The sequence below is a fragment of the Bradyrhizobium sp. CCBAU 051011 genome (genome assembly GCF_009930815.1).
Lineage (GTDB): Bacteria > Pseudomonadota > Alphaproteobacteria > Rhizobiales > Xanthobacteraceae > Bradyrhizobium.
In genome coordinates this window covers 6728697-6749520 of record NZ_CP022222.1, presented here as the reverse complement: position 1 = coordinate 6749520, position 20824 = coordinate 6728697, and the positions used below count along the sequence as shown (strand labels likewise).

Here is a 20824-nt window from a genome sequence, read left to right as displayed (position 1 = left end):
GCGAGATCACGGCTTTGGCGGATAGAGGTGAACGTCGCCGCAATAGTCGACGATACGATACTGCGTTTCCGAGGATAGTTCAGATTCACTGGAACTTGCATGCGACAAATAATTCGGTCCAATCGGCGCCTTTCCATGGCCGCCGGGAATATCGAGCACATATTCCGGCTGGCACAGGCCCGAGATGCGGCCACGCAAATTTCGCATCAGTTCCCGGCCTTCCGCGATCGTGGTGCGCAGATGCGCGGTCCCCGGCGCCAGATCGCCATGATGCAGGTAATAGGGCTTGATCCGGTTTTCGACGAAGGCGCGCATCAGGGCTTCCAGCGTGGCGGCGTCATCATTGACGCCGCGGAGCAGCACCGTCTGGCTCACCAGCGGAATGCCGGCGTCGGCTAGCCGCGCGCAGGCGGTTCGTGCCTCGCCCGATAGTTCGCGCGGATGATTGGCGTGGACGGCGATCCAGGTCGTCGCACCATCGACTTTCAATGCCCTGATCATATTGCCATCGATACGCGCGGGCGCCGCCACTGGCACGCGGGTGTGGATGCGAACAATTTTAGCATGATCGATGGCCGCAAGGTCGGCCATGATTTCGGCCAGCCGCCGCGGCGACAGCATCAAGGGATCGCCGCCGGTCAGGATGACCTCCCAGATTTCCGTGTGCTCGCGGATATAGTCCAGCGCGTCGCGATAGGCCGCATCCGACAACGCGGTGGCCTTGCCGGGTCCGACCATCTCGCGGCGGAAGCAGAAGCGGCAATACACCGCGCAGACATGCACCAGCTTGAACAGCACGCGGTCGGGATAGCGATGAACGATGCCGCTAACCGGCGAATGCGCGTCGTCGCCGATCGGATCAGCATTTTCGCCCGGCGCGCTCACCAGTTCGAGCGCGCTCGGGATAAACTGCCGAGCGATCGGATCATCCGGATTTTCCGTGTCGATCAGGTTGGCGAGCTCAGGCGTCACGGCAATCGCATAGCGCGCGGCGACCCGTTCGAGGTCAGCGAGCTCCGCCGCCTTCGCCAATCCGCGCTCGACGAGATCGGCGGGCCGCCGCAGCGTTGCCGACAATTTCGGATCGATCCTGTTCATGTCTCTCCCGAAGGCGGCGTCCACACCACCTGATCCACCCGCAGCGCGCCGCTGGCCAGCATCACCAGCCGGTCGAAACCGAGCGCGACCCCGCTCGATGGCGGCATCTCGGCAACGGCCGCGAGAAAATCCTCATCCAGCGGATAGCGCTCGCCGTAGCGCCGCTCCTTCTCGTCCATCGCTGCGGCGAAACGGCGGCGCTGTTCGTCGGCATCGGTCAGTTCGCCAAAGCCATTGGCGAGTTCGACGCCGCAGGCATAGACCTCAAAACGTTCGGCGACGCGCGGATCGGCCGCCTTCGTCCGCGCCAGAGCGGCTTCGGGCGCCGGATACTCGAACAGCACAGTCAAACGTCCCTGCCCCAGGTTCGGTTCGACATGCTCGACCAGCACCTTGCTGAAGATGTCCGACCAGGTGTCGTCCCCCGTGATCCGCACCCGCGATTTAGCCGCCGCCGCAAGCGCCGCGCGATCGCCCTCGCCATGGCTGATGGTGGAGAGTAGATCGATTCCTGCAAAGCGTTCGAACGCTGCCGCGACAGTCAGCAGTTCCGGCTCGGCAAACGGATCGGCCGTTCTGCCGCGGAACGAAAACCGGCCGATCCCGGTTGCCTGCGCCGCATGGGCGATGACGACGATGGTATCGGCCATGACAGCGTCATAGCTGGCGTCAGCGCGATACCATTCCAGCATCGTGAATTCGGGCAGATGCAGATCACCGCGCTCGCGGTCGCGGAACACGCGCGCGAATTCGAATATTTTGGACTCACCGGCGGCGAGCAGTTTCTTGGCGGCGAACTCCGGCGACGTCCGCAGATAGCGGGTCGCGCGGCTGGCGTCGTTGCCGACGATCTCGGTACGGGGCGCATGCAGGTGCGTCTCGTTACCCGGCGAGACCTGCAGGATGCCGGTCTCCACCTCCGTAAAGCCCTGCTCGTCGAACCAGCCGCGCACCGCCCGCGTGATCGCGCTTCGCGCCATCAGGAACGGCTTGCGGTCGGCGTGCCGCGCGGCCGACCACCACGGCGACGGCTGGTCGGTTCCACCCATCACAGCCGGTCCCGAATCCGCCGAGCATCCTCAGCGGAGCCAATCAAGGTGTTCAGGGAATCGACAAATACCATTGATATTGTTCAACTTTCTTTGCGACCGATACGACTGGCCGGGAGCAGACGGCGAGGTCCGGCTCCAGATCGGTCATTTCATGTCGAAAGACGCTCTGATTGTCCATTCGCCCGGTGGATGTCGACGCAGCCCATGGATGCTGCGAGCAATCGCGAACCGCTTAAAACGTTGCTTTCAGAGCCATCGGCATCGTTCAGCCCCACCGTCAAATTACTTGCCACCGTCGCCGGCTGACACGGCGAAACAGGGCCGTTGACGGCCTCAGGGGCCTCGCTGAAGCGGCCGCAAAACGCTGGCATCGACGGGCAAAATCAGTATGTTGCAGCCCGAAACCGCCTGATTGGCCCTGCGGACGCCCATGTCCGGTGTGGCCGAAGGCCAGAAATTCGGGAAAACAGCTTTGAAAGTCATCGCCAGTTCTATTCGCAAGGGCAACGTCATCGAGCAGGACGGCAAGCTCTATGTCGTCCTTTCGGCCGAAAACATCCATCCGGGCAAGGGAACCCCGGTCAGCCAGATCGAAATGCGCCGCATCGGCGATGGCGTGAAGGTGTCGGAACGCTACAAGACCACCGACCAGGTCGAGAAGGCCACCGTCGAGGACCGCAATTTCAACTACCTCTATGAAGATGGCGACGGCTTCCACTTCATGAACGCCGAGACCTATGACCAGGTCCAGGTGTCGAAGGAGATCGTGGGATCGTCCGCACCCTATTTGCAGGAAAACATGACGGTGAAGCTGTCGATGCACGACCTCAATCCGGTCGCCATCCAGTTGCCGCAGCGCGCGACCCTCGAAGTTGTGGAGACCGAGCCGGTCACCAAGGGTCAGACCGCGTCTTCCTCCTACAAGCCTGCTATCCTCTCCAACGGCGTGCGGACCTCGGTGCCGCCGCATATTGGAACGGGAACACGGATTGTGGTGATGACCGAGGACGGCTCCTACGTCGAGCGCGCAAAGGATTAACACCGCGCCATAGGCTACGGAGCATACGCCGGGGGGCGATGCATTGGATACGAAGGCTGTCAGCTTGCTCTCGCGGTGGCTGGCAGCCTTTTGTTTGCTCCTTGCCGGGATCACCGGCGTTTCCGCCAATGAGTTCCGGACGCCGTCGATTTCGGCCATTCGCGTCGAATGGCGCGCCGTTCTCGATCAGCTTCGCACCGAGATCAACTCCCGGCCATCGATCGCCTCGCGCTTCACCTTCGCAGGCCGGGCGCGGCTGCCCACAGGGGATCCGCGCGCAACGCCCGCGCTGGTGCAGTTGAACGCGATCAATTCGCCGATGTTCACCGGAATCGGAAACAGTCCGGTACCGGTGCTGTTGCCGTTCGACACCGCGGCCTATCTCGAGGCCCAGGCCCGTGGCACGCGCCATCCGGCGGTGTCGCGCTATCAGGCCGACTTCCGCCCCGTCGATGTGTTTCACGCCGGCGCCTCCGGCTACGACGCGGTGTTTTCGCTGGAGCCCGGCGCCGGCGACGGCCTGCCGTCGCGAACGTTCGCCCGGCCGGTCGAGGTGCAGATCACGGGCTCGGTGCTGGTCTACGACCTCGCCGATCCGCTCGGCGGCAAGGGCGAGCCGGTCAAGGCGCTGGCGGCGCAATTCCCTGACATGCGCCGCTTCATCCGCGAAGGCTATGTGCGCTACGCCTTCACCCGTTTCGGCGTGCCCTATGTGGTGTCGATCCAGTGCCTCGATTCAGCGCCGCGCCCGCGCAGGCTCGCCTGCCGCGAGGCCTATCCGATCGCCGAGCGTTTCCTGAAAGCGCTACGCATCGCCGGAGGCCAGCCGGCGCGCCCACGCTTCGATATTCCCTCCGCCATTGCCGAGCGCCCGGCAGCGGCTTCTGCTGACTTCACCTATCGCCCGAGCGGCGACATCATCGCCCGCAGCGGCGCGCGCAGGCGCGGCGGCCACGTCGATCTCGCGGTCTATTCGCAGATCCGCTTTCCGCTGGCGAGAGCCCCGGCCCTGGTCAGCTCGCAGCAGTTCGGCACGCGCAAATCAGGCGAACGCAACGGCGTCTATCCGTGGCGGGACAATTTTTGCGAGGCGCGCAGCTTCCAGGTCGGCCAATGCGCGGCCGGCTTCGGCCATCAAGGCCAGGACATCCGCCCTGCGCCCTGCCCGCCGAACAGCGGTGCCGAGAGCACCTGCCATCCGCGGAAACAGGCCGTCGTCGCCGTCCGCGACGGTGTCATCATCCGTTCCCTCAAGCAGCAGGCAGCGACGCTGCAAATCAACACAAGCAACGAGCACATCCGCTTCCGCTACATGCACATGAACCCGTCAGCCTTGGACGCCGACGGCGTCCTCAACGGCCGCCGCGTCGCCGAGGGCGAGAAGATCGGCGTGGTCTCCAACTATCTCGATTTCCCCAATGGCACGTCGTACCACCTGCACTTCGACGTGCAGGTGTTCACGCGCGACGGCTGGATCTGGGTCAATCCCTACACCACCCTGATCGCGTCCTATGAACGGCTGATCCGCGGCCGCGGCCGCGAGATCGGCACCCAACCTCCGGCCGCCGCCGTGGCACATGCGCTGCCGGAGGACGTCATCCGCCACGCTGCGCGCGACGGCCGTCGCGAGAACTGATCGCTACGAAGCCGCGGCGCCCACGGCGTGCTTCCGCGCCGGCGGCGTCCAGCGAAACGCCGCGCCGAACCTGTTCCAGACATTGATCGACGCCACCGCTGAGGTGAGATAGGCCAGTTCTTTTTCGGAGAACTCCGCGCTCGCCTGTGCATAGACCTCGTCGCTGACGCCGTCCCTCAGCAAGGTCAGCGCTTCCGTCCAGGCCAGCGCCGCGCGCTCGCGTTGCGAAAACTGTGGCGCCTCGCGCCAGACCACCACGAGGTTGAGCTTGTCGGTGGATACGCCGAGCTTCTCGCCTTCCAGAATGTGATACTGCACGCAGAAGGCGCAACCGTTGATCTGCGAGACGCGCAGCTTGATCAGTTCGAGCAGCTGCTTGTCCATGCCCGCCTTGCCGGCGATCTGGCTGAGCTCAAGCACGGCCGCATAGGCATCCGGCGTCAGCGCCATGAAATCTTTATATTCCTTGCGGGCGTGTGACATCGGCCGTTCCTCATGTTATCAGTGCTCTGATTGATTATAAGAGCACTGATATGCAGCGCAAGGCATCGCAGACCACGGCCGCGCGATCGCGAAATCCATCGGTGAAAACTCCACAAGCGAAACAAAAACCGCCGGCCGGAAAAGCCGGGCGACGGCCGCAAAAATCCGGCGAAAATCGCGCACCATTGATGCTGCGCCCGCCGCCGCCCGGCGAAGGAAAGCGCGGCGAACAGGGCTACCTCGCCTATCTCCTGCGCCAGGCGCAAGGCGCGACCCGGCTCGCGATGGAGCGTTCGCTGGCCGAACTCGGCGTCACCTCCCCGCAATTCGTGGTGCTGACGATGCTCAAGGCCTATCCCGGCCTGTCCGGCGCGGAGCTCGCACGGGTCGCGATGCTGACGCCGCAGACCGTCGGCGTCATCATCCGTAATCTCGAGCGCGACGGCGCCATCCGCAAAACTCCGCATCCGGTCCACGGCAGGATGCTGCAATGGACGGTGACGCCGCGGGGCGCGGCGCTGCTGGGTCGATGCCGGCGGCACGCCGAGACGGTCGAACAGCGGCTGGCCGCCGGGCTTTCCGCCGAGGCGGAGCGCACGATCCGCCGCTGGCTCGCCAAAATAGCCGCGGATTTGTAAGAATTCGCCGGTTCCCGCGGCGTCATGGCTTTTGGCCCGGGCGTCCCGCCCCGGTAGAATGGGGGCATGAACCAGCCTGATTCCCTTGATGACCCGACCCGCCGCGCCCTGCTGAAAGCCGGCCTCGGCGGCGGCATCCTGCTCGCCGCGCCATCCGTCGCGATTGCGGCGCCGGCCGGCTTCGACCAGTGGCGCGACAATTTTCGCGCCCGCGCACTGGCCAAAGGCATTTCGGACGCGACCTGGACGCGGGTGATGGGGCGCATCGAGCCCGACATGACCGTGTTCCGGCAGATGCAGAAGCAGCCGGAATTCCACGAGCAGATCTGGCAATACATCAACCGCCGTGTCTCCGACTGGCGCATCATCCACGGCCGCGAGGCGCTGAAAAAGCACGAGCCGCTGTTCGCGCGGATCGAGCAGGATTTTGGCGTCGAGCGCGGCACGCTGCTGGCGCTATGGGGCGTTGAGTCAGCCTATGGCGATCCCCTGGTGCAGCAGAACCATATGCGCCCGATCTTTCCGGCACTCGCAGCTCTTGCCTGGAATGAACCGCGCCGCCGCGCCTATTGGGAAACCGAACTCATCAACGCGCTGAAAATCGTCGATCGCGGCTGGGGCACGCCAGACGAAATGCGGGGATCCTGGGCCGGCGCAATGGGCCACACGCAATGGATGCCGGAAGTCTGGCTCAATGTCGGCATGGACTATGACAAGGACGGCCGCGTCTCGCCGTTCGGCAAGCCCGACGACGCGCTCGGCTCCAGCGCGCGCTATCTGCTCAACCGCGGCAAGTATCACCGCGGCGAGCACTGGGGCTATGAAGTCCGCAGCTCAGGGGGATCTTCGAGCGGCAGCCGGACCTATGCGGCATGGGCCAGCGCCGGCGTCACCCGCGCCGACGGCAAGCCGTTCCCGCAGCCGAACGCGTCAGCGCAGATGTGGGTGCCGGTCTCAGGCGGCCCTTCGTTCCTGCTCGGCCCGAACTTCTATTCGGTGAAGAGCTATAACCCGTCGATGAACTACGCGCTCGCGATCTGCCATCTCGGCGACCGCATTCTGGGCGCCCCGCCCTTCATCAACCCCTTCCCCGGCTCGGAGCGCGCGCTCACGCTCCCCGAGGTGCAGGAGCTGCAGACGCGGCTGACCAAAGCGGGCTTCGACACCGGCGGCACCGACGGCCGTGTCGGCAACGACACCATGAAGGCGGTCAGGGATTATCAGACCAAGATGGGGCTCCTGCCGGCGGATGGCTATGGCGGCCTGAAGGTGCTGGCGCGATTGAGGCAGGGTGGATAGCGACCAGGATCGGAAGCGACAGGATCATCAAGCGTCCTCTCGTCAAGGCTCCGCGACGAGACGCGCTCAAGCCGCTTCCCGCTGCTCCGCTTCCCGCACTACCTGATCGACCAGTTCATCGACCGCGCGTTCAGCCGCCGCAATGGACGCCTGCAAGCGATCACCGCCGAACTCGTCATACTCTACCGCAACGCTGTGGAATGCGGTGACGCCGAGAAATGCGAACACATCGCGGATAGCGCCTTCCACATGATTGATATGAGCGATGCGGCCGCCGGGATCGTACCCGTAATCGCCGCGCGACCCGAGCAAGACAAGACGCTTGTCCATCCCCGCCAGCAGCGGCGTATAGGGATCGTCCGGCCGTGAACGGTCAAAACCGAACGTGCGACCGACCCGCACGACGTTGTCGATATAGGCCTTGAACTGCGCTGGCATCCCGAAATTGTACATCGGCACGCCGGCGACGACCAAATCGGCCGCGATCAGTTCGTTGATGAGCGCATCGCTTTCGGCCAGCGTCTCGCTCATCCACGCCTCGCGTTGGTCGGGCTTGGTGAAGGCGGCCCCGATCCATTTTTCGGCGACGGGATGCGGCGGTGATTGGCCGACATCGCGACTGATCAGAACATCATTCGGCCGCTGTTGCAGCCAGCGCCGAGTAAACCGATTGGTGAGCCTGCGTGTATGCGATCCGCGCGAACTTTGGTCTGAGGCATGGGAACGCGCGCTGGAATCAATTCGTAACAGCTTCATGGCAAATCTCCGATCATCTGTAGATTCTTAGATCGGTGCAGAAAGCCGCATTGACAAACGCAAATTACTCAGCCTATGGCTGAGTAGAATTCATCTATAGGCCGCAGCAATGAGACGTCTGCCTCCATTGATTGGCCTGCGCACGTTCGAGGCCGCCGCCCGACATCTGAGCTTCAAGCGCGCAGCGCACGAACTGCACGTCACGCCAACGGCAGTCAGTCATCAGGTGCGGCAGCTTGAGGAAGCGATCGGCGTAAGCTTGTTCGAACGGCGTACGCGCCAGGTACTGCTCACGGCGGCAGGGCAAGTATTGCTGCCGGTCCTGCGCGACGGCTTCGATTCCTTTGCACGCGTTATCGACGGCTTGAGCCGCACGCCGCGGCGCACCGTGGTGACGCTCTCCGCGACGCCGGCTTTCGCGGCCAAGTGGCTGGTGCCGCGCATCGAAGCATTTCGCCAGACACGACCGGACATCGATCTCACATTGCTCGCGACGCTGGAGGCCGTCGACCTCGGTGCGGGTGTCGCTGATCTCGCCCTGCGCTATGGCCCCGGACCCTATCCCGATCTGGTCGCCGAGACCCTGACCGTCGATCGCTTTGCGCCGGTGGCAAGTCCGCGTCTCGGTATCAAGAAGGCGCGCGACCTGCAGTCAGCAACTTTGCTTCATTTCGACTGGTATCGTCGCGATCCCCGCAATCCGACCTGGCGCCGCTGGATGAAAATTGCCGGTATGGACGGCATCGATGCGCGGGCGGGCTTGCGCTTCAGCGATGAGACCCATGCGATCCAGGCAACGGTTGCTGGCGCCGGGATCGCGCTTCATAGCCTGCTGCTGGTCTCCGACGACTTGGCGCAGGGCACGTTGGAGGTCCCGTTCGGACCGGAGCTTGAGGGCTTCTCTTTGCATCTGGTGCGCGGCCGGGACAGGCCGCTGAGCGAGCCGATCGAGGCGGTGCAGACTTGGCTGCGGGCGCAATTCACCGCAGCGTCCCAATAGTGCTCTGACGCCCGTCACACCGAAGAAGCAAATTCCGCACGCGTTACGTCTCAAGTCCTCCGCGCGATGCCACCCGCAAACATCCCGCCATCGATGACGAGCTCGGTCCCCGTCACATAGCGCGAAGCATCCGACGCCAGATACAGCACGCCTTGCGCGATCTCCTCGGCGTGCCCGGCTCGTCCGAGCGGCGTCACCAGTTTCGCGCGTTCCTCGGGATCGATCGGCGCATTCTGTCCGCTGACCGCAGCTTCCGTCGGAATCTTGCCCCAGATTGGCGTGTCGATGATGCCGGGGTGCACCGAGTTGACGCGGATACCGTCGCCGAACGTCGCGCATTCCATCGCGATCGCTTTCGCAAACAGCCGCACGCCGCCCTTGGTGGCGCAATAGCCGGAAAGACCGGCCGCGCCGCGCAAGCCCGCCAGCGACGACATCATGATCACGGAGCCGCCGCCGGTCTTGCGCATCGGCGGCAGGCAGTGTTTCACCGAGAGAAACACACCGTCGAGATTGATCGCGGTCTGCCGCCGCCAATCCCTGAGCGACATTTCGGTGATCGACGGCACGGAAATGCCGATGCCGGCGTTGGAAACCAGCACGTCCAGCCGGCCGTAACGCTTCATGACATCAGCCATGACCTCGATCCAGCGCTCCTCGCTGGTGACATCGTGATGCCAAAAGTTCGCCTCGCCACCGACCTTCTTGATCCGCGCGACGACCTCGGGGCCTTTCAAATCGTCGACATCGGTCACCGCGACCGATGCGCCCTCGCGCGCCAGCAATTCGGAGACCGCTTCGCCAATGCCGGATGCACCGCCTGTCACCAGCGCGACCTTGCCCTGAACCTGCCCTGTCATGTCTTCTCCCGTTTGTTGTTTTTGGTTGTTAAACTACCTGATCACGGCCGGCCCTGGGTCCGGCACCGCGACGTCGAGCACGCGCATCTGGACACGTTCCGAACCCTGGAAGCGATCGACCGCGAGCGACCCCGCCACATGCAACGGCTGGCCGCGGTTCTGCGTCAGCGCCTGGCCGAGTTTTTGTCCGACCGCGCGAAACGCGATGCCGTTGACGATGGCGCCGTCACCTGACTTGAAGCGCACGCGCAGGTGAGCCTGGCCCACTTCGTCGGCATAGACGAGCTGATGCGCCGGCAGCGCGATCACCGGCTCCGGATTGGCGGCGCCGAACGGCCCGGCGCGGTTCAGCGTGTTGGCGAATTCCACCGTCACACCGCGCGCGCTGATCGCGCCGTCAATGAACAGCTCGTTCTCGTGCCGCGAATTGGCGACATCCTCGGCCAGCGCGCTTTCCATGAAGGCGCGAAACTCCGCGAGTTTCTCTTTCCGCAGCGTCACGCCGGCCGCCATGGCGTGGCCGCCGCCCTTCATCAGGATCCGCTCCTTCACCGCCTGGCGCACCGCCTTGCCGAGATCGACGCCCGAGATCGAGCGGCCCGATCCGGTGCCGATGCCGCCCGGCTCCAGCGCAATGGCAAAGGCGGGACGTGCAAACTTTTCCTTCAGCCGCGAGGCGACGAGGCCGACGATGCCGGGATGCCAGCCTTCGGCCGCGGTGACAATGACAGCGCCTTTGTCCTCGAGCCCCAGCGAGGCCAGCGCCTCGGCTTCGGCCTGCGCCTCGGCCGCCTGTTCGATGACGCGGCGCTCGCCGTTGAGCCGGTCGAGCTCGGCCGCGATCCGCGCGGCCTCGGAAACATCGCCCTCCAGCAGGAGCCGCACGCCGAGATCGGCGCGCCCGATCCTCCCCCCCGCATTGATGCGCGGCCCCAGCATGAAGCCGAGATGCCAGGCTTCGGGCGGCCCGTTCAGCCGCGCCACATCCATCAGCGCGGTATGGCCGACATGGTCGCGGCGGCGCATCGCGATTAGGCCCTTGGCGACAAAGGCGCGGTTGAGCCCCATCAGCGGCGCGACGTCGGCCACGGTGCCGAGCGCCACGTGATGCAGCATGCCGAGCAGATCCGGCTCCGGCCGCTCGGCATTCCAGAAGCCGCGGCCGCGCAGTTCCCGGTTCACCGCCACCAGCGTGATCAGCACAAGCCCGACGGCGGCAAGATGACCGAGGCCGGATAGGTCGTCCGGCCGGTTCGGGTTCACCAGCGCATCGACCTCGGGCAACTCCTCCCCGGTCTGGTGATGATCGATGACGACGACGGACATGCCGAGCTTGCGCGCTTCCGCCAGCGGCTCGATGCTGGTGGTGCCGCAATCGACCGTGACCAGCAGCGTCGCGCCCTTGGCCGAAAGCGCCCGCACCGCCTCCACATTGGGCCCGTAACCCTCGAAGATGCGGTCGGGAATGTGGATCAGCGGATCGAGCCCGCAATGGCGCAAGTGCCAGGCCAGCAGCGCCGCCGAGGTGGCGCCGTCGACGTCGTAATCGCCGAAGATCGCGACTTTCTCCCCGCGCATCGCCGCATCGGCAATGCGCTTGGCCGCCACTTCCATCTGCGTCACGGTGTGGGGATCCGGCATCAACTTGCGGATGGTCGGATCGAGAAAATCCTCGACGTCGTCGATGCCGACATCGCGGCCCGCCAGCACGCGCGCCAGCATCTCTGGCAACTGGTAGCGCTGCGTGATCGCCAGCGCCCGCGCCGCCCCCCTGGCGTCGAGCCGGTCCCGCCACAATTTGCCGGTCGCCGAACGCGACACGCCGAGAAACGCCGGCGGTGCTTCAACGGGCAGTGCAGATGCGGGGAGGATCATGATGCCTTCGAGAAATAGGGGCAAAGCGGCCCTGCGGCAAACGCAAACGGGTCGATAGAGGGCGCCTTTCCCCCGCCGAATCGCGGCGCAGAACCCCAGTCGGGTACCTGCGAGGGGCTACTGCCGACAAAAACGACTTGCACAAAGAAGATGCAACTCGTCCCGGCAAAACTACCCGCAAGCCGCCGAAACTTAAACCAATCGTTAGCCATGATCCCCGACAAAGGAGTCGAACACGCTCTCATTTGAGTCCCCGGCGATCCGCAGAAGATCGATTTCCGCACAAAGACTGAGGAATTCCCGCTAATGTCCGTCGCGCTTCGCTCCCAGACCGCAACGATCAAGAAACAGCCGGCCAACGCAGCGGGGGCCGAGGACGAAGCCGACGTTTCCGCGCTGATCGCCAGGTTGACCGCCGAGGTCAACCAGGTCGCCTGCGAGAAGACCAAGTCGATCCAGAAAATCACCAACCAGATGAAGATGCTGGCGTTGAACGCGCTGATCGAGAGCTCGCGCGCCGGCGCGCAAGGCGCCGGCTTTGCCGTGGTGGCGCAGGAAGTCCGCAACGTCGGCCAGCAGGTCGAAACGATTGCCCGCGAGCTCGAAAGCCAGCTCACCAACCGGACCGGCAATCTGATGAACTCGATCGCGCAGATGGCCGACCGCTCGCGCGGCGAGCGCATGGTCGACCTGTCGCTGAACGCCATCGAGCTGATCGACCGCAACCTCTATGAGCGCACTTGCGACGTGCGCTGGTGGGCGACCGATTCCGCCGTGGTTGATTGCGCGGCATCGCCGCAAGCTGCCGCCGTCAGCCATGTGTCGGAACGGATGGCCGTGATCCTCGGCGCTTACACCGTCTATCTCGATCTTTGGCTCTGCGATCTCGACGGCAATGTGCTGGCCAACGGCCGCGCGGATCGTTTCAACGTGACCGGCCAGACCGTGGCTGCGACCAAGTGGTTTCGCGCCGCGCGCGCCCTGCGCTCCGGCGACGACTACGCCATCGGCGACGTCGAATGCCAGCCCCTGCTCGGCAACGCCCAGGTCGTGACCTATTGCGCCAGCGTGCGCGAAGGCGGCAAGGCGCATGGCAAGCCGACCGGCGTGCTCGCGATTCATTTCGACTGGGAGCCGCAGGCCCGCGCCATCGTTCAGGGCGTGCGCGTCGGCGCGGCCGACAAGGCGCGCGTGCTGCTGGTCGATTCGAATTTCCGGGTGATCGCGGCGTCCGACGGCCAGGGCCTGCTCACCGAGCGGATTTCGCTCCCACTGGAAGGGCGACGCTCCGGCTTCCATCAGGACCGCTCCGGCGCGATGGTAGCGTTCCACGCCACGCCTGGCTACGAGACCTACAGAGGCCTCGGCTGGTTCGGGGTGATTCAGGCCGGCGCGACGTAAGCTGCTAGCACCCCAGCCGGTCGGCGATCCCGCCAAAATCCTTGGCGACGATGTCCCAGTCGCCCTTGGCCTCGAAATCGTATTTCTGGTGCGGGCCGTATTCGGTGGGACGCGCGACGAAGGCGGTCTTGAGACCGTTCTGCTGCGCAGCTTTGAGGTCGCCATTATGGGCGGCGACCATCATCACCTGCTCCGGTGGCAGGCAGAGCAGCCTTGCCGCGCCCAGATAGGTTTCGGGATCGGGCTTGTAGTGCTCGAACAATTCCGCCGACATGATGAGGTCCCACGGGAGTCCTGCGAACTTCGCCATGTTGGTGAGCAGCGCGACGTTGCCGTTGGAGAGCGGCGAGATGATGTATTTTGTCTTCAGCCGCGTCAGGCCGGGCACGCTGTCGGGCCATGGATGCAGGCGATGCCAGCCCATGGTCAGGTAGTGCAGATCAGCGTCGCTCAGTCCCTTGATCGAAAACTCGGCGACCAGTTTTTCCAGCGAGCGTCGGTGCAGTGTGTCCAGGATCTGATAGCCGCGTTCCGGATGTTTGCGCACCTCGTCCATCGAGGCCATGTAGACGCCGCGCCAGCCGTCGACCAAAGCAGTCCAGTCGGCCTTGATGCCTGACGTTTTCGACCACTCGGTAAAATCGTTGATGAGGCTGGTGCGCCAGTCGACGACGGTGCCGAACACGTCGAACACCAGCGCCTTCACTGCTGATACGTCGGACATCGTCGCCCTCCCCTGATTTTTTCTTTTTTGTCATTCCGGGCCGCGCAAAGCGCGAACCCGAAATCTCGAGGTTCTCAGGTGCGCAAATTGCGCACCACAGTTCGATGCTTCGCATCGCTCCGGAACGACGTCGTCACCAACTCAATCCAGGTGGAACTTGTCCAACTGCCGGTGCTCGGCCTTGATGGTGCGCACCGTGCCGGTGACCGATCGCATTACCACCGTTTCGGTCTCGATTACATCCTTGCGGAACTTGACGCCCGTGAGCAGCGAGCCTGTGGTGACACCGGTTGCCGCAAACAGGCAGTCGCCCCGTACCATGTCTTCGATGCCGTAAATCATCTTCGGATCGGTCACGCCCATCTTGTGTGCGCGCGCGCGCTTCTCGTCGCTGTCGAGGATCAGCCGGCACTGCATCTGGCCGCCGATGCAGCGCAGCGCTGCCGCCGCCAGCACGCCCTCGGGCGCGCCGCCGGTGCCGATATACATGTCGACGCCGGTGTTGTCAGGATCGGCGCAATGGATCACGCCGGCGACGTCGCCGTCGGTGATCAGCCGCACCGCGGCGCCGGTTGAGCGGACGCCGGCGATGATGTCGGCGTGGCGCGGGCGGTCGAGCACCAGCACCGTGATCGCGGCAGGCTCGACGCCCTTGGCTTTCGCCAGGCGACGGACATTGTCGGCGGGCGATGCGTCGAGCTCAACCACGCCCTTGTCGTAGCCAGGACCGACCGCGAGCTTCTCCATGTAGACGTCGGGCGCGTGCAGCAGCGTGCCGCCATCGGCCATCGCCATGGTCGCGATCGCGCCCGGCATGTTCTTGGCGCAGAGCGTGGTGCCTTCCAGCGGGTCGACGGCGATATCGACCTGGGGACCTGCATTCAGCCCGACCTTCTCGCCGATGAACAGCATCGGCGCCTCGTCGCGCTCGCCCTCGCCGATCACGATGGTGCCTTCGATCGGCAGCTTGTTGAGTTCGCGGCGCATCGCATCGACCGCGGCCTGATCCGCGGCCTTCTCCTGGCCGTGGCCACGCAGCCGCGCGGCTGAAACCGCAGCACGTTCCGTCACCCGCACGATTTCGAGCGTGAGGATGCGCTCAAGCAGCAATTGCGGCGGAACGGAAATATGGGTCGACATCGGCTTACTCCTCTAAACGTGCACAGGCCTCGCAGCCCGCAATCAATCCTATAACGCGCGATCGGTTCGGATCGCGCATCAGTTCTTTTCGATCCGTATCACTTGCGGCCGGCCGCTGATCACCTTGTCGCGCTGCACCGCCTCCAGTGCGCGGTAGACCGCGTCCTCGGAAGTGGCGTAGGTGATCAGGATAACCGGAACCGGTGACGCTTTCTTCGCAGAGCCGTTCGCGTCCACGCCTTCGGGATGACGCTGCACGATCGATTCCAGCGAAATCTTCTGTTTGGCGAGGTGGGTGGCGATGGTGGCGGCGGTGCCGGCGAGATCGCGCGCCATCAGGCGGATGTAGTAGCCACCCTCGTGGCGCTCCATCGGCGCCTTGGTGGTATCGCGCAGCCGCTCCACCGGACGCCCGAATGGCTTTGCGCGGATGCCGCGCGCGACGTCGGCGATGTCGGCTACCACCGCTGACGCGGTCGCGGCGCCGCCGGCGCCGGGCCCGACCAGCGTGATCGCGGGAATGCCCTCGCCGTCGATGGTCACGGCGTTGGTGACGCCCATCACCTGCGCGATCGATGACGATTTCGGCACCATGGTCGGATGCACGCGCTGCTCGATTCCCTTGGCGGTGCGCACCGCCACGCCAAGCAGCTTTACGCGGTAGCCCAACTCCTCTGCCGCGCGAAGGTCTTCCGGCGTGATCGAGGAGATGCCTTCGACATAGACCGCGCTCTGCGCCACCTTGGTGCCGAAGGCGAGGCTCGCCAGGATCGCGAGCTTCTGCGCGGTGTCATGGCCATCGACGTCGAAGGACGGATTGGCCTCGGCATAGCCGAGCCGCTGGGCGTCCTTCAGGCATTCGGCGAACGACAGCCCCTCCTGCTCCATCCGGGTCAGGATGTAATTGCAGGTGCCGTTGAGGATGCCGTAGACGCGGTTGACGCCGGTGCCGGAAAGCCCCTCGCGCAGGGTCTTGATGACGGGAATGGCGGCGCCCACCGCCGCCTCATAGTTGAGCGCCCCGCCGTGCTTCTCGGCGGCCTTCGCCAGCCGCACGCCGTGCTTGGCGATCAGCGCCTTGTTGGCAGTTACCACCGACTTGCCGGCCTTTAGCGCGGCCTCGATCGCCGACAGCGCCGGCTCGCCGGAGCCGCCCATCAGTTCGACGAAGCAATCGACGTTGGGATCGCTGGCCAGCGCCAACGGGCTCTTGGCCCAGTCGATGCCGCGCAGGTCGAGCGAACGCTTTTTCGCCTTTGAGCGCGCGGTGACGGCAACCACGCGCACGCCGCGCCCGCTGCGCTCGGACAGCGTCCGCGACTGATCTTCGATGAGGCGTACGACTTCGGCGCCAACAGTGCCGAGCCCCGCGATACCCACTCTGAGGGGTGCGACCATGAATGAGAGAACCTGCAGTAAAAGGAATTAGCGCCGGTTGGCGAGAGGAACCACGTTGTGCAACGTTTCAATGCCGCTTTCAAGGAAGCGCCGCACCCCGCGCGCGGCCTGGCGGATACGTTGCTCGTTTTCCACCATGGCGATGCGGACATAGCCTTCGCCATGCTCGCCAAAGGCGACGCCGGGCGAAACCACCACGCCTGACTTCTCCACCATCAGTGTCGCGAATTGCATGCTGCCGACGCCCTCGAACGCCTTGGGCAGCGGTGCCCAGGCGAACATCGAGGCCTGCGGTGGCGGAATATCCCAGCCTGCGCGGCCAAAGGATTCGACCAGCGCGTCGCGGCGCCTGCGGTAGGTGTCGCGCATCTCCTTGATGCAATCGTCCGGCCCATTTAGCGCCGCGGTGGCGGCAACTTGAATGGGCGTGAACGCGCCGTAGTCGAGGTAGGATTTCACCCGCGCCAGCGCGGCGATGATCCGCTCATTGCCGACGGCAAAGCCCATCCGCCAGCCCGCCATCGAGAACGTCTTCGACATCGAGGTAAACTCGACGGTGACGTCGACCGCGCCGGGAACCTGCAGCACCGAGGGCGGCGGATTCTGGTCGTCGAAATAGACTTCGGCATAGGCCAGATCCGACAGGATGAAGATCTCGTGCTTCTTCGCGAACGCCACCAGATCCCTGTAGAAATCGAGGTCGGCGACATAGGCGGTCGGGTTCGAGGGATAGCAGACGATCAGCGCGATCGGCTTCGGGATCGAATGGATGATCGCGCGTTCCACCGCCTCGAAGAATTGCGGCGTCGGTTCCGAGGGCACCGAGCGGATCACGCCGCCCGCCATCAGGAAACCGAAGGCGTGAATCGGATAGCTCGGGTTCGGGCACAGCACGACGTCGCCGGGCGCGGTAATCGCCTGCGCCACATTGGCAAAGCCTTCCTTCGAACCCAGCGTCGCAACGATCTGGGTGTCGGGATTGAGCTTTACGCCGAACCGCCGCGCGTAATAGGCGGCTTGCGCCTTGCGCAGGCCGTTGATGCCGCGTGAGGCCGAGTAGCGATCGGTCCGCGGCTTGCCCAGCGTCTCCTTCAGCTTGTCGAGCACATGGGGCGGCGTCGGCAAATCCGGATTGCCCATGCCCATGTCGATGATGTCGGCCCCGGCATTGCGCGCGGCCGCCTTGGCCTGATTGACCTTCTCGAACACGTAAGGCGGCAGACGGCGGATGCGGTAAAAATCTTCCATGGGACCCTTGCTCCGACAACCGGCAGGACAGAATCGATTGGAACTCTCGCAGCCATCGAAACCGGACGGGTTTCGTTCAGAAGTCGCGTCCAATCAACGAGTTAGAGCGAATTCCGGCGAGAGGTCCTTAAGCTCTGGACCCGCAATGCGGTTGAATTGGGTTCTTTTACCACGGGAGCCTGGCCGCGCCAGTTTTATAGTGTTTTCAAGCGAAGCCTGACCGGGGATTGCCATTTCGCGCCGGGGAGCCCCGCCGCACCAAGGACATCCCTACTTTTTGGCCGGTTTTTGCGGAGTCGTCGTAGCCGTCGCCTGACGGTCCCGGGCGGCGGTCAATTCTGCCTGGATTTTAGCCAGCTCGGCCGGCTTCATCGCTTCCTCGTTGCGGTCCGGCGGCATGTCATGAACCGGCAGATAGCCACCGGCTTCCTTCGGACGTTCCGGCGCGTCAGCCGGCAGACCAACGCCCGGCATATCCGCGATCTGCGTCGAGCAGCCGCCAAGCGTGAGCGCCGACGCGCACAGCGCGGCCATCGACCACAGCCTTATCGTTCGATCGACCGGCATCCGTCCGGAAATCCCCAACTACCTGCGCACCCCCGCATCGCGATGGTATCTATGCGCTGGTACGAGCCTTGCAACGCCAAACCGTCCCGCGGCGTTGATTTCGCTGTAACCGTTCAAACCATTGTCGCCCGAAACGATTAAAGCCCAAAGAGCAAATGCGACAGGTGCGGCTGCAATGTGTGCAACTTGTGTGAACACGCAAACTTTATCGCAGTGCAACAGGGTTAACGCCAACCCTCTTGCCATCAATCGACGCGGTGACGAACGCGAAATGAAGCTATAGTGTCCTTGATATGAGTGACGTCAATACCGAAACGCAGTTTGCGAAAACCTTCAACGCCGAAGCCTTCGCCATGAACATCGCCAGGGCGATGGAGACGAGCGGCCAGGCGCTCGCGGCCTATCTCAAGCCGCGCGAGGGCGGGGAACCAAAGGACAAGCCGCCCAGCGAAATCGGCGAAGTCGTCAAGACCTTCACCAAGGTCGCGGAATACTGGCTGTCGGACAGGGAACGCGCCGAGAATCTGCAGATCAAAATGGCCAAGGCCTATCTCGATCTCTGGGGCTCGGCGGCGCGCCGCATGGCCGGAGAAGAAGCCAAGCCCGCGATCGAGCCGTCGCCGCGCGACAAGCGCTTCAGGGATCCCGAGTGGAAATCGAATCAGTTCTTCGATTTCGTGCTGCAGCTCTATCTGCTCACCGCGCAGTGGGCGCAGGAACTGGTGAAGAATGCCGAAGGCGTCGATCCGCACACGCGCAAGAAGGCCGAGTTCTACGTTCAACAGATCACCAACGCGATCGCGCCGTCGAATTTCGTGCTGACCAATCCGGAAGTGCTGCGCGAAACGCTGGCCTCGAACGGCGACAATCTCGTGCGCGGCATGAAGATGCTGGCGGAAGATATCGAAGCCGGACGCGGCACGCTGCGCATCCGCCAGTCCGACCCGTCGAATCTCGTCGTCGGCGTCAACATGGCGACGACGCCCGGCAAGGTGATCTACCAGAACGAGTTGATGCAGCTCATCCAGTACACGCCGACGACGGAGACGGTGCTGCGCACGCCGCTTTTGATCGTGCCGCCCTGGATCAACAAGTTCTACATTCTCGATCTCAAGCCGGAAAAATCCTACATCAAATGGTGCGTCGACCAGGGCATCACCGTGTTCGTGATCTCTTGGGTCAATCCGGACAAGGAACTCGGCAAGAAGACCTTCGACGATTACATGAAGGAAGGCCCGCTCACCGCGATGGACGTCATCGAAAAGGTGACGGGCGAGATGAAGGTCCATACCGCCGGCTACTGCGTCGGCGGCACCCTGCTCGCGTCGACGCTGGCCTGGCTTGCAGAGAAGCGGCGCCAGCGCGTCACCTCGGCGACATTCTTTGCGGCACAGGTCGACTTCACCCATGCCGGCGATTTGCTCGTGTTCGTCGACGAAGACCAGATCTCGACGCTGGAGCGCGAGATGGAAGAGCGGGGCGTGCTCGAGGGCAGCAAGATGGCGATGGCCTTCAACATGCTGCGCTCCAACGACCTGATCTGGTCCTACGTCGTCAGCAACTACCTGAAGGGCCAGCCGCCTACCGCCTTCGACCTCCTGCACTGGAATTCCGACGCCACGCGGATGCCGGCGGCCAACCATTCCTATTACCTGCGCAACTGCTATCTGGAGAACCGGCTCTCCTCCGGCAGCATGGTGCTCGACAACACGCTGCTCGATCTCTCGAAGGTCAAGGTGCCCGTCTACAATCTGGCGACGCGCGAGGACCACATCGCGCCGGCGGATTCGGTGCTCTACGGTTCGCAGTTCTTCGGCGGCCCGGTTAGATATGTGCTGTCCGGCTCCGGCCATATCGCCGGCGTGGTCAACCCGCCGGCCGGTGGCAAGTACCAGTACTGGACCAACGACAACATCAAGGACGTCACGCTCGCCGACTGGATGAAGAACGCCAGCGAGCACAAGGGCTCGTGGTGGCCCGACTGGCTGCAATGGCTGGATGGCATCGACCCCGAGCGGGTACCCGCGCGCGCCGTCGGCTCTGAAGCGATGCCGCCGATCGAGGACGCGCCGGGCAGCTACGTCAAGGTCCGCGCATAGCGCTGCCGCGCGCACTTCGCTATAAACAGTCATCCCGCGCCGGGATTCGAAATCAATTGGGGGATACAATGACCCGCGAATTGTTCTGGCTGACGCTGACCGTGATTTTGACCGGGCTCCTCTGGATTCCCTACATCATCAATCGCTGCCAGGTGCGCGGCCTCTCCGGCGCGATGGCCAACCCCTCGCGCAATGACAAGCCGCATGCGGAATGGGCCAACCGGCTGATGTTCGCGCACGACAACGCGATCGAAAATCTGATCATCTTCGCGCCGCTGGTCCTGATCCTCAACGCCATCGACTATTCGGACAGATGGACCGTGATGGCCTGCGCCGTGTATTTCTGGTCCCGCGTCGCCCACCTGATCGTCTACACGCTCGGCCTGCCGGTATTCCGCACGCTGGCCTTCACTGTCGGCTTCCTGGCGCAGGCCGTGCTGGCATTGGCGATCTTCAGGGTGGTCTAGGGTTCGCTCCAGATACACGACAGCAAAGCAAAACCCCGGGGGCT

At 64.1% G+C, this 20824-nt stretch carries 19 protein-coding genes; 8 read left to right on the top strand and 11 right to left on the bottom strand.

Going from position 1 to position 20824, the window contains the following annotated elements; translation table 11 throughout:
- Window positions 1-6 precede the first annotated feature (6 nt).
- Together ACH79_RS31685 and epmA are read right to left on the bottom strand one after the other, a co-directional pair.
- Complete coding sequence (locus tag ACH79_RS31685; protein WP_161854457.1) at window positions 7-1098, bottom strand: lysine-2,3-aminomutase-like protein; 1092 nt, start codon at window positions 1096-1098, stop codon at window positions 7-9.
- The gene (gene epmA / locus ACH79_RS31680; RefSeq protein WP_161854456.1) at window positions 1095-2147 is read right to left on the bottom strand and encodes an EF-P lysine aminoacylase EpmA; all 1053 of its coding nucleotides are present in this window, start codon (window positions 2145-2147) and stop codon (window positions 1095-1097) included. Before epmA ends, ACH79_RS31685 begins: the two co-directional genes overlap by 4 nt.
- Before the next feature lie 475 nt (window positions 2148-2622).
- On the opposite strand from epmA, the gene efp reads away from it, so the two are divergent.
- Together efp and ACH79_RS31670 are read left to right on the top strand one after the other, a co-directional pair.
- On the top strand, window positions 2623-3189 hold the full coding sequence (gene efp, locus ACH79_RS31675) for an elongation factor P (protein WP_057863529.1): 567 nt from the start codon (window positions 2623-2625) through the stop codon (window positions 3187-3189).
- A 43-nt stretch (window positions 3190-3232) separates the two neighbouring features.
- On the top strand, window positions 3233-4825 hold the full coding sequence (locus ACH79_RS31670; RefSeq protein ID WP_161854455.1) for a M23 family metallopeptidase: 1593 nt from the start codon (window positions 3233-3235) through the stop codon (window positions 4823-4825).
- 3 nt (window positions 4826-4828) lie between these two features.
- Here the strand turns inward: ACH79_RS31670 and ACH79_RS31665 are convergent, their stop codons facing one another.
- Window positions 4829-5308, bottom strand: a complete 480-nt coding sequence (locus tag ACH79_RS31665) for a carboxymuconolactone decarboxylase family protein (protein WP_161854454.1) — start codon at window positions 5306-5308, stop codon at window positions 4829-4831.
- Window positions 5309-5358: 50 nt separating this feature from the next.
- Here ACH79_RS31665 and ACH79_RS31660 point away from each other — a divergent pair, with 50 nt between their 5' ends.
- Together ACH79_RS31660 and ACH79_RS31655 are read left to right on the top strand one after the other, a co-directional pair.
- Window positions 5359-5946 (top strand): MarR family winged helix-turn-helix transcriptional regulator, encoded by a 588-nt coding sequence (locus ACH79_RS31660; RefSeq protein ID WP_161854453.1) that lies wholly within the window; start codon window positions 5359-5361, stop codon window positions 5944-5946.
- Window positions 5947-6012: 66 nt separating this feature from the next.
- Entirely contained in the window at window positions 6013-7245 is a 1233-nt protein-coding gene (locus ACH79_RS31655; protein WP_161854452.1) for a lytic murein transglycosylase, read from the top strand.
- 66 nt (window positions 7246-7311) lie between these two features.
- Here ACH79_RS31655 and ACH79_RS31650 read toward each other — a convergent pair whose 3' ends face one another.
- Complete coding sequence (locus ACH79_RS31650; RefSeq protein WP_161854451.1) at window positions 7312-8001, bottom strand: FMN-dependent NADH-azoreductase; 690 nt, start codon at window positions 7999-8001, stop codon at window positions 7312-7314.
- A gap of 109 nt (window positions 8002-8110) precedes the next feature.
- Here ACH79_RS31650 and ACH79_RS31645 point away from each other — a divergent pair, with 109 nt between their 5' ends.
- Window positions 8111-9001, top strand: a complete 891-nt coding sequence (locus ACH79_RS31645) for a LysR substrate-binding domain-containing protein (protein ID WP_161854450.1) — start codon at window positions 8111-8113, stop codon at window positions 8999-9001.
- A gap of 50 nt (window positions 9002-9051) precedes the next feature.
- Here ACH79_RS31645 and ACH79_RS31640 read toward each other — a convergent pair whose 3' ends face one another.
- Entirely contained in the window at window positions 9052-9861 is an 810-nt protein-coding gene (locus ACH79_RS31640) for a glucose 1-dehydrogenase (protein WP_161854449.1), read from the bottom strand.
- Between the two features lie 33 nt (window positions 9862-9894).
- On the bottom strand, window positions 9895-11736 hold the full coding sequence (recJ, locus tag ACH79_RS31635) for a single-stranded-DNA-specific exonuclease RecJ (RefSeq protein ID WP_161854448.1): 1842 nt from the start codon (window positions 11734-11736) through the stop codon (window positions 9895-9897).
- 306 nt (window positions 11737-12042) lie between these two features.
- Between recJ and ACH79_RS31630 the strand changes: the two genes are divergently transcribed.
- Window positions 12043-13137 (top strand): methyl-accepting chemotaxis protein, encoded by a 1095-nt coding sequence (locus tag ACH79_RS31630; RefSeq protein ID WP_161854447.1) that lies wholly within the window; start codon window positions 12043-12045, stop codon window positions 13135-13137.
- A gap of 4 nt (window positions 13138-13141) precedes the next feature.
- Here the strand turns inward: ACH79_RS31630 and ACH79_RS31625 are convergent, their stop codons facing one another.
- The 5 genes from ACH79_RS31625 to ACH79_RS31605 form a co-directional block, all read right to left on the bottom strand.
- Complete coding sequence (locus ACH79_RS31625; protein WP_161854446.1) at window positions 13142-13861, bottom strand: haloacid dehalogenase type II; 720 nt, start codon at window positions 13859-13861, stop codon at window positions 13142-13144.
- A gap of 141 nt (window positions 13862-14002) precedes the next feature.
- Window positions 14003-15001: a class II fructose-bisphosphatase gene (gene glpX, locus ACH79_RS31620; protein ID WP_161854445.1), complete on the bottom strand. Its 999-nt coding sequence runs from the start codon at window positions 14999-15001 to the stop codon at window positions 14003-14005.
- Between the two features lie 78 nt (window positions 15002-15079).
- Window positions 15080-16399 (bottom strand): homoserine dehydrogenase, encoded by a 1320-nt coding sequence (locus ACH79_RS31615; protein WP_161854444.1) that lies wholly within the window; start codon window positions 16397-16399, stop codon window positions 15080-15082.
- 27 nt (window positions 16400-16426) lie between these two features.
- The gene (locus ACH79_RS31610; protein ID WP_161854443.1) at window positions 16427-17647 is read right to left on the bottom strand and encodes an LL-diaminopimelate aminotransferase; all 1221 of its coding nucleotides are present in this window, start codon (window positions 17645-17647) and stop codon (window positions 16427-16429) included.
- Between the two features lie 270 nt (window positions 17648-17917).
- Window positions 17918-18214 (bottom strand): hypothetical protein, encoded by a 297-nt coding sequence (locus tag ACH79_RS31605; RefSeq protein WP_161854442.1) that lies wholly within the window; start codon window positions 18212-18214, stop codon window positions 17918-17920.
- 293 nt (window positions 18215-18507) lie between these two features.
- On the opposite strand from ACH79_RS31605, the gene ACH79_RS31600 reads away from it, so the two are divergent.
- Together ACH79_RS31600 and ACH79_RS31595 are read left to right on the top strand one after the other, a co-directional pair.
- Window positions 18508-20313 carry an alpha/beta hydrolase gene (locus ACH79_RS31600; protein WP_161854441.1) on the top strand — a complete coding sequence of 602 codons (1806 nt, stop codon included), beginning with the start codon at window positions 18508-18510 and terminating at the stop codon, window positions 20311-20313.
- Between the two features lie 68 nt (window positions 20314-20381).
- Window positions 20382-20780, top strand: coding sequence for an MAPEG family protein (locus ACH79_RS31595; RefSeq protein WP_161854440.1), 399 nt, complete (start codon window positions 20382-20384; stop codon window positions 20778-20780).
- The last annotated feature ends 44 nt before the right edge of the window (window positions 20781-20824 follow it).

Bases quoted from the DNA above. Each gene is read 5' to 3' on its own strand.
- ACH79_RS31685 (WP_161854457.1), bottom strand. From the start codon at position 1,098: ATGAACAGGATCGATCCGAAATTGTCGGCAACGCTGCGGCGGCCCGCC.
- epmA (WP_161854456.1), bottom strand. From the start codon at position 2,147: ATGGGTGGAACCGACCAGCCGTCGCCGTGGTGGTCGGCCGCGCGGCAC.
- ACH79_RS31665 (WP_161854454.1), bottom strand. From the start codon at position 5,308: ATGTCACACGCCCGCAAGGAATATAAAGATTTCATGGCGCTGACGCCG.
- ACH79_RS31660 (WP_161854453.1), top strand. From the start codon at position 5,359: ATGCAGCGCAAGGCATCGCAGACCACGGCCGCGCGATCGCGAAATCCA.
- ACH79_RS31655 (WP_161854452.1), top strand. From the start codon at position 6,013: ATGAACCAGCCTGATTCCCTTGATGACCCGACCCGCCGCGCCCTGCTG.
- ACH79_RS31650 (WP_161854451.1), bottom strand. From the start codon at position 8,001: ATGAAGCTGTTACGAATTGATTCCAGCGCGCGTTCCCATGCCTCAGAC.
- ACH79_RS31645 (WP_161854450.1), top strand. From the start codon at position 8,111: ATGAGACGTCTGCCTCCATTGATTGGCCTGCGCACGTTCGAGGCCGCC.
- ACH79_RS31640 (WP_161854449.1), bottom strand. From the start codon at position 9,861: ATGACAGGGCAGGTTCAGGGCAAGGTCGCGCTGGTGACAGGCGGTGCA.
- recJ (WP_161854448.1), bottom strand. From the start codon at position 11,736: ATGATCCTCCCCGCATCTGCACTGCCCGTTGAAGCACCGCCGGCGTTT.
- ACH79_RS31630 (WP_161854447.1), top strand. From the start codon at position 12,043: ATGTCCGTCGCGCTTCGCTCCCAGACCGCAACGATCAAGAAACAGCCG.
- ACH79_RS31625 (WP_161854446.1), bottom strand. From the start codon at position 13,861: ATGTCCGACGTATCAGCAGTGAAGGCGCTGGTGTTCGACGTGTTCGGC.
- glpX (WP_161854445.1), bottom strand. From the start codon at position 15,001: ATGTCGACCCATATTTCCGTTCCGCCGCAATTGCTGCTTGAGCGCATC.
- ACH79_RS31615 (WP_161854444.1), bottom strand. From the start codon at position 16,399: ATGGTCGCACCCCTCAGAGTGGGTATCGCGGGGCTCGGCACTGTTGGC.
- ACH79_RS31610 (WP_161854443.1), bottom strand. From the start codon at position 17,647: ATGGAAGATTTTTACCGCATCCGCCGTCTGCCGCCTTACGTGTTCGAG.
- ACH79_RS31605 (WP_161854442.1), bottom strand. From the start codon at position 18,214: ATGCCGGTCGATCGAACGATAAGGCTGTGGTCGATGGCCGCGCTGTGC.
- ACH79_RS31600 (WP_161854441.1), top strand. From the start codon at position 18,508: ATGAGTGACGTCAATACCGAAACGCAGTTTGCGAAAACCTTCAACGCC.
- ACH79_RS31595 (WP_161854440.1), top strand. From the start codon at position 20,382: ATGACCCGCGAATTGTTCTGGCTGACGCTGACCGTGATTTTGACCGGG.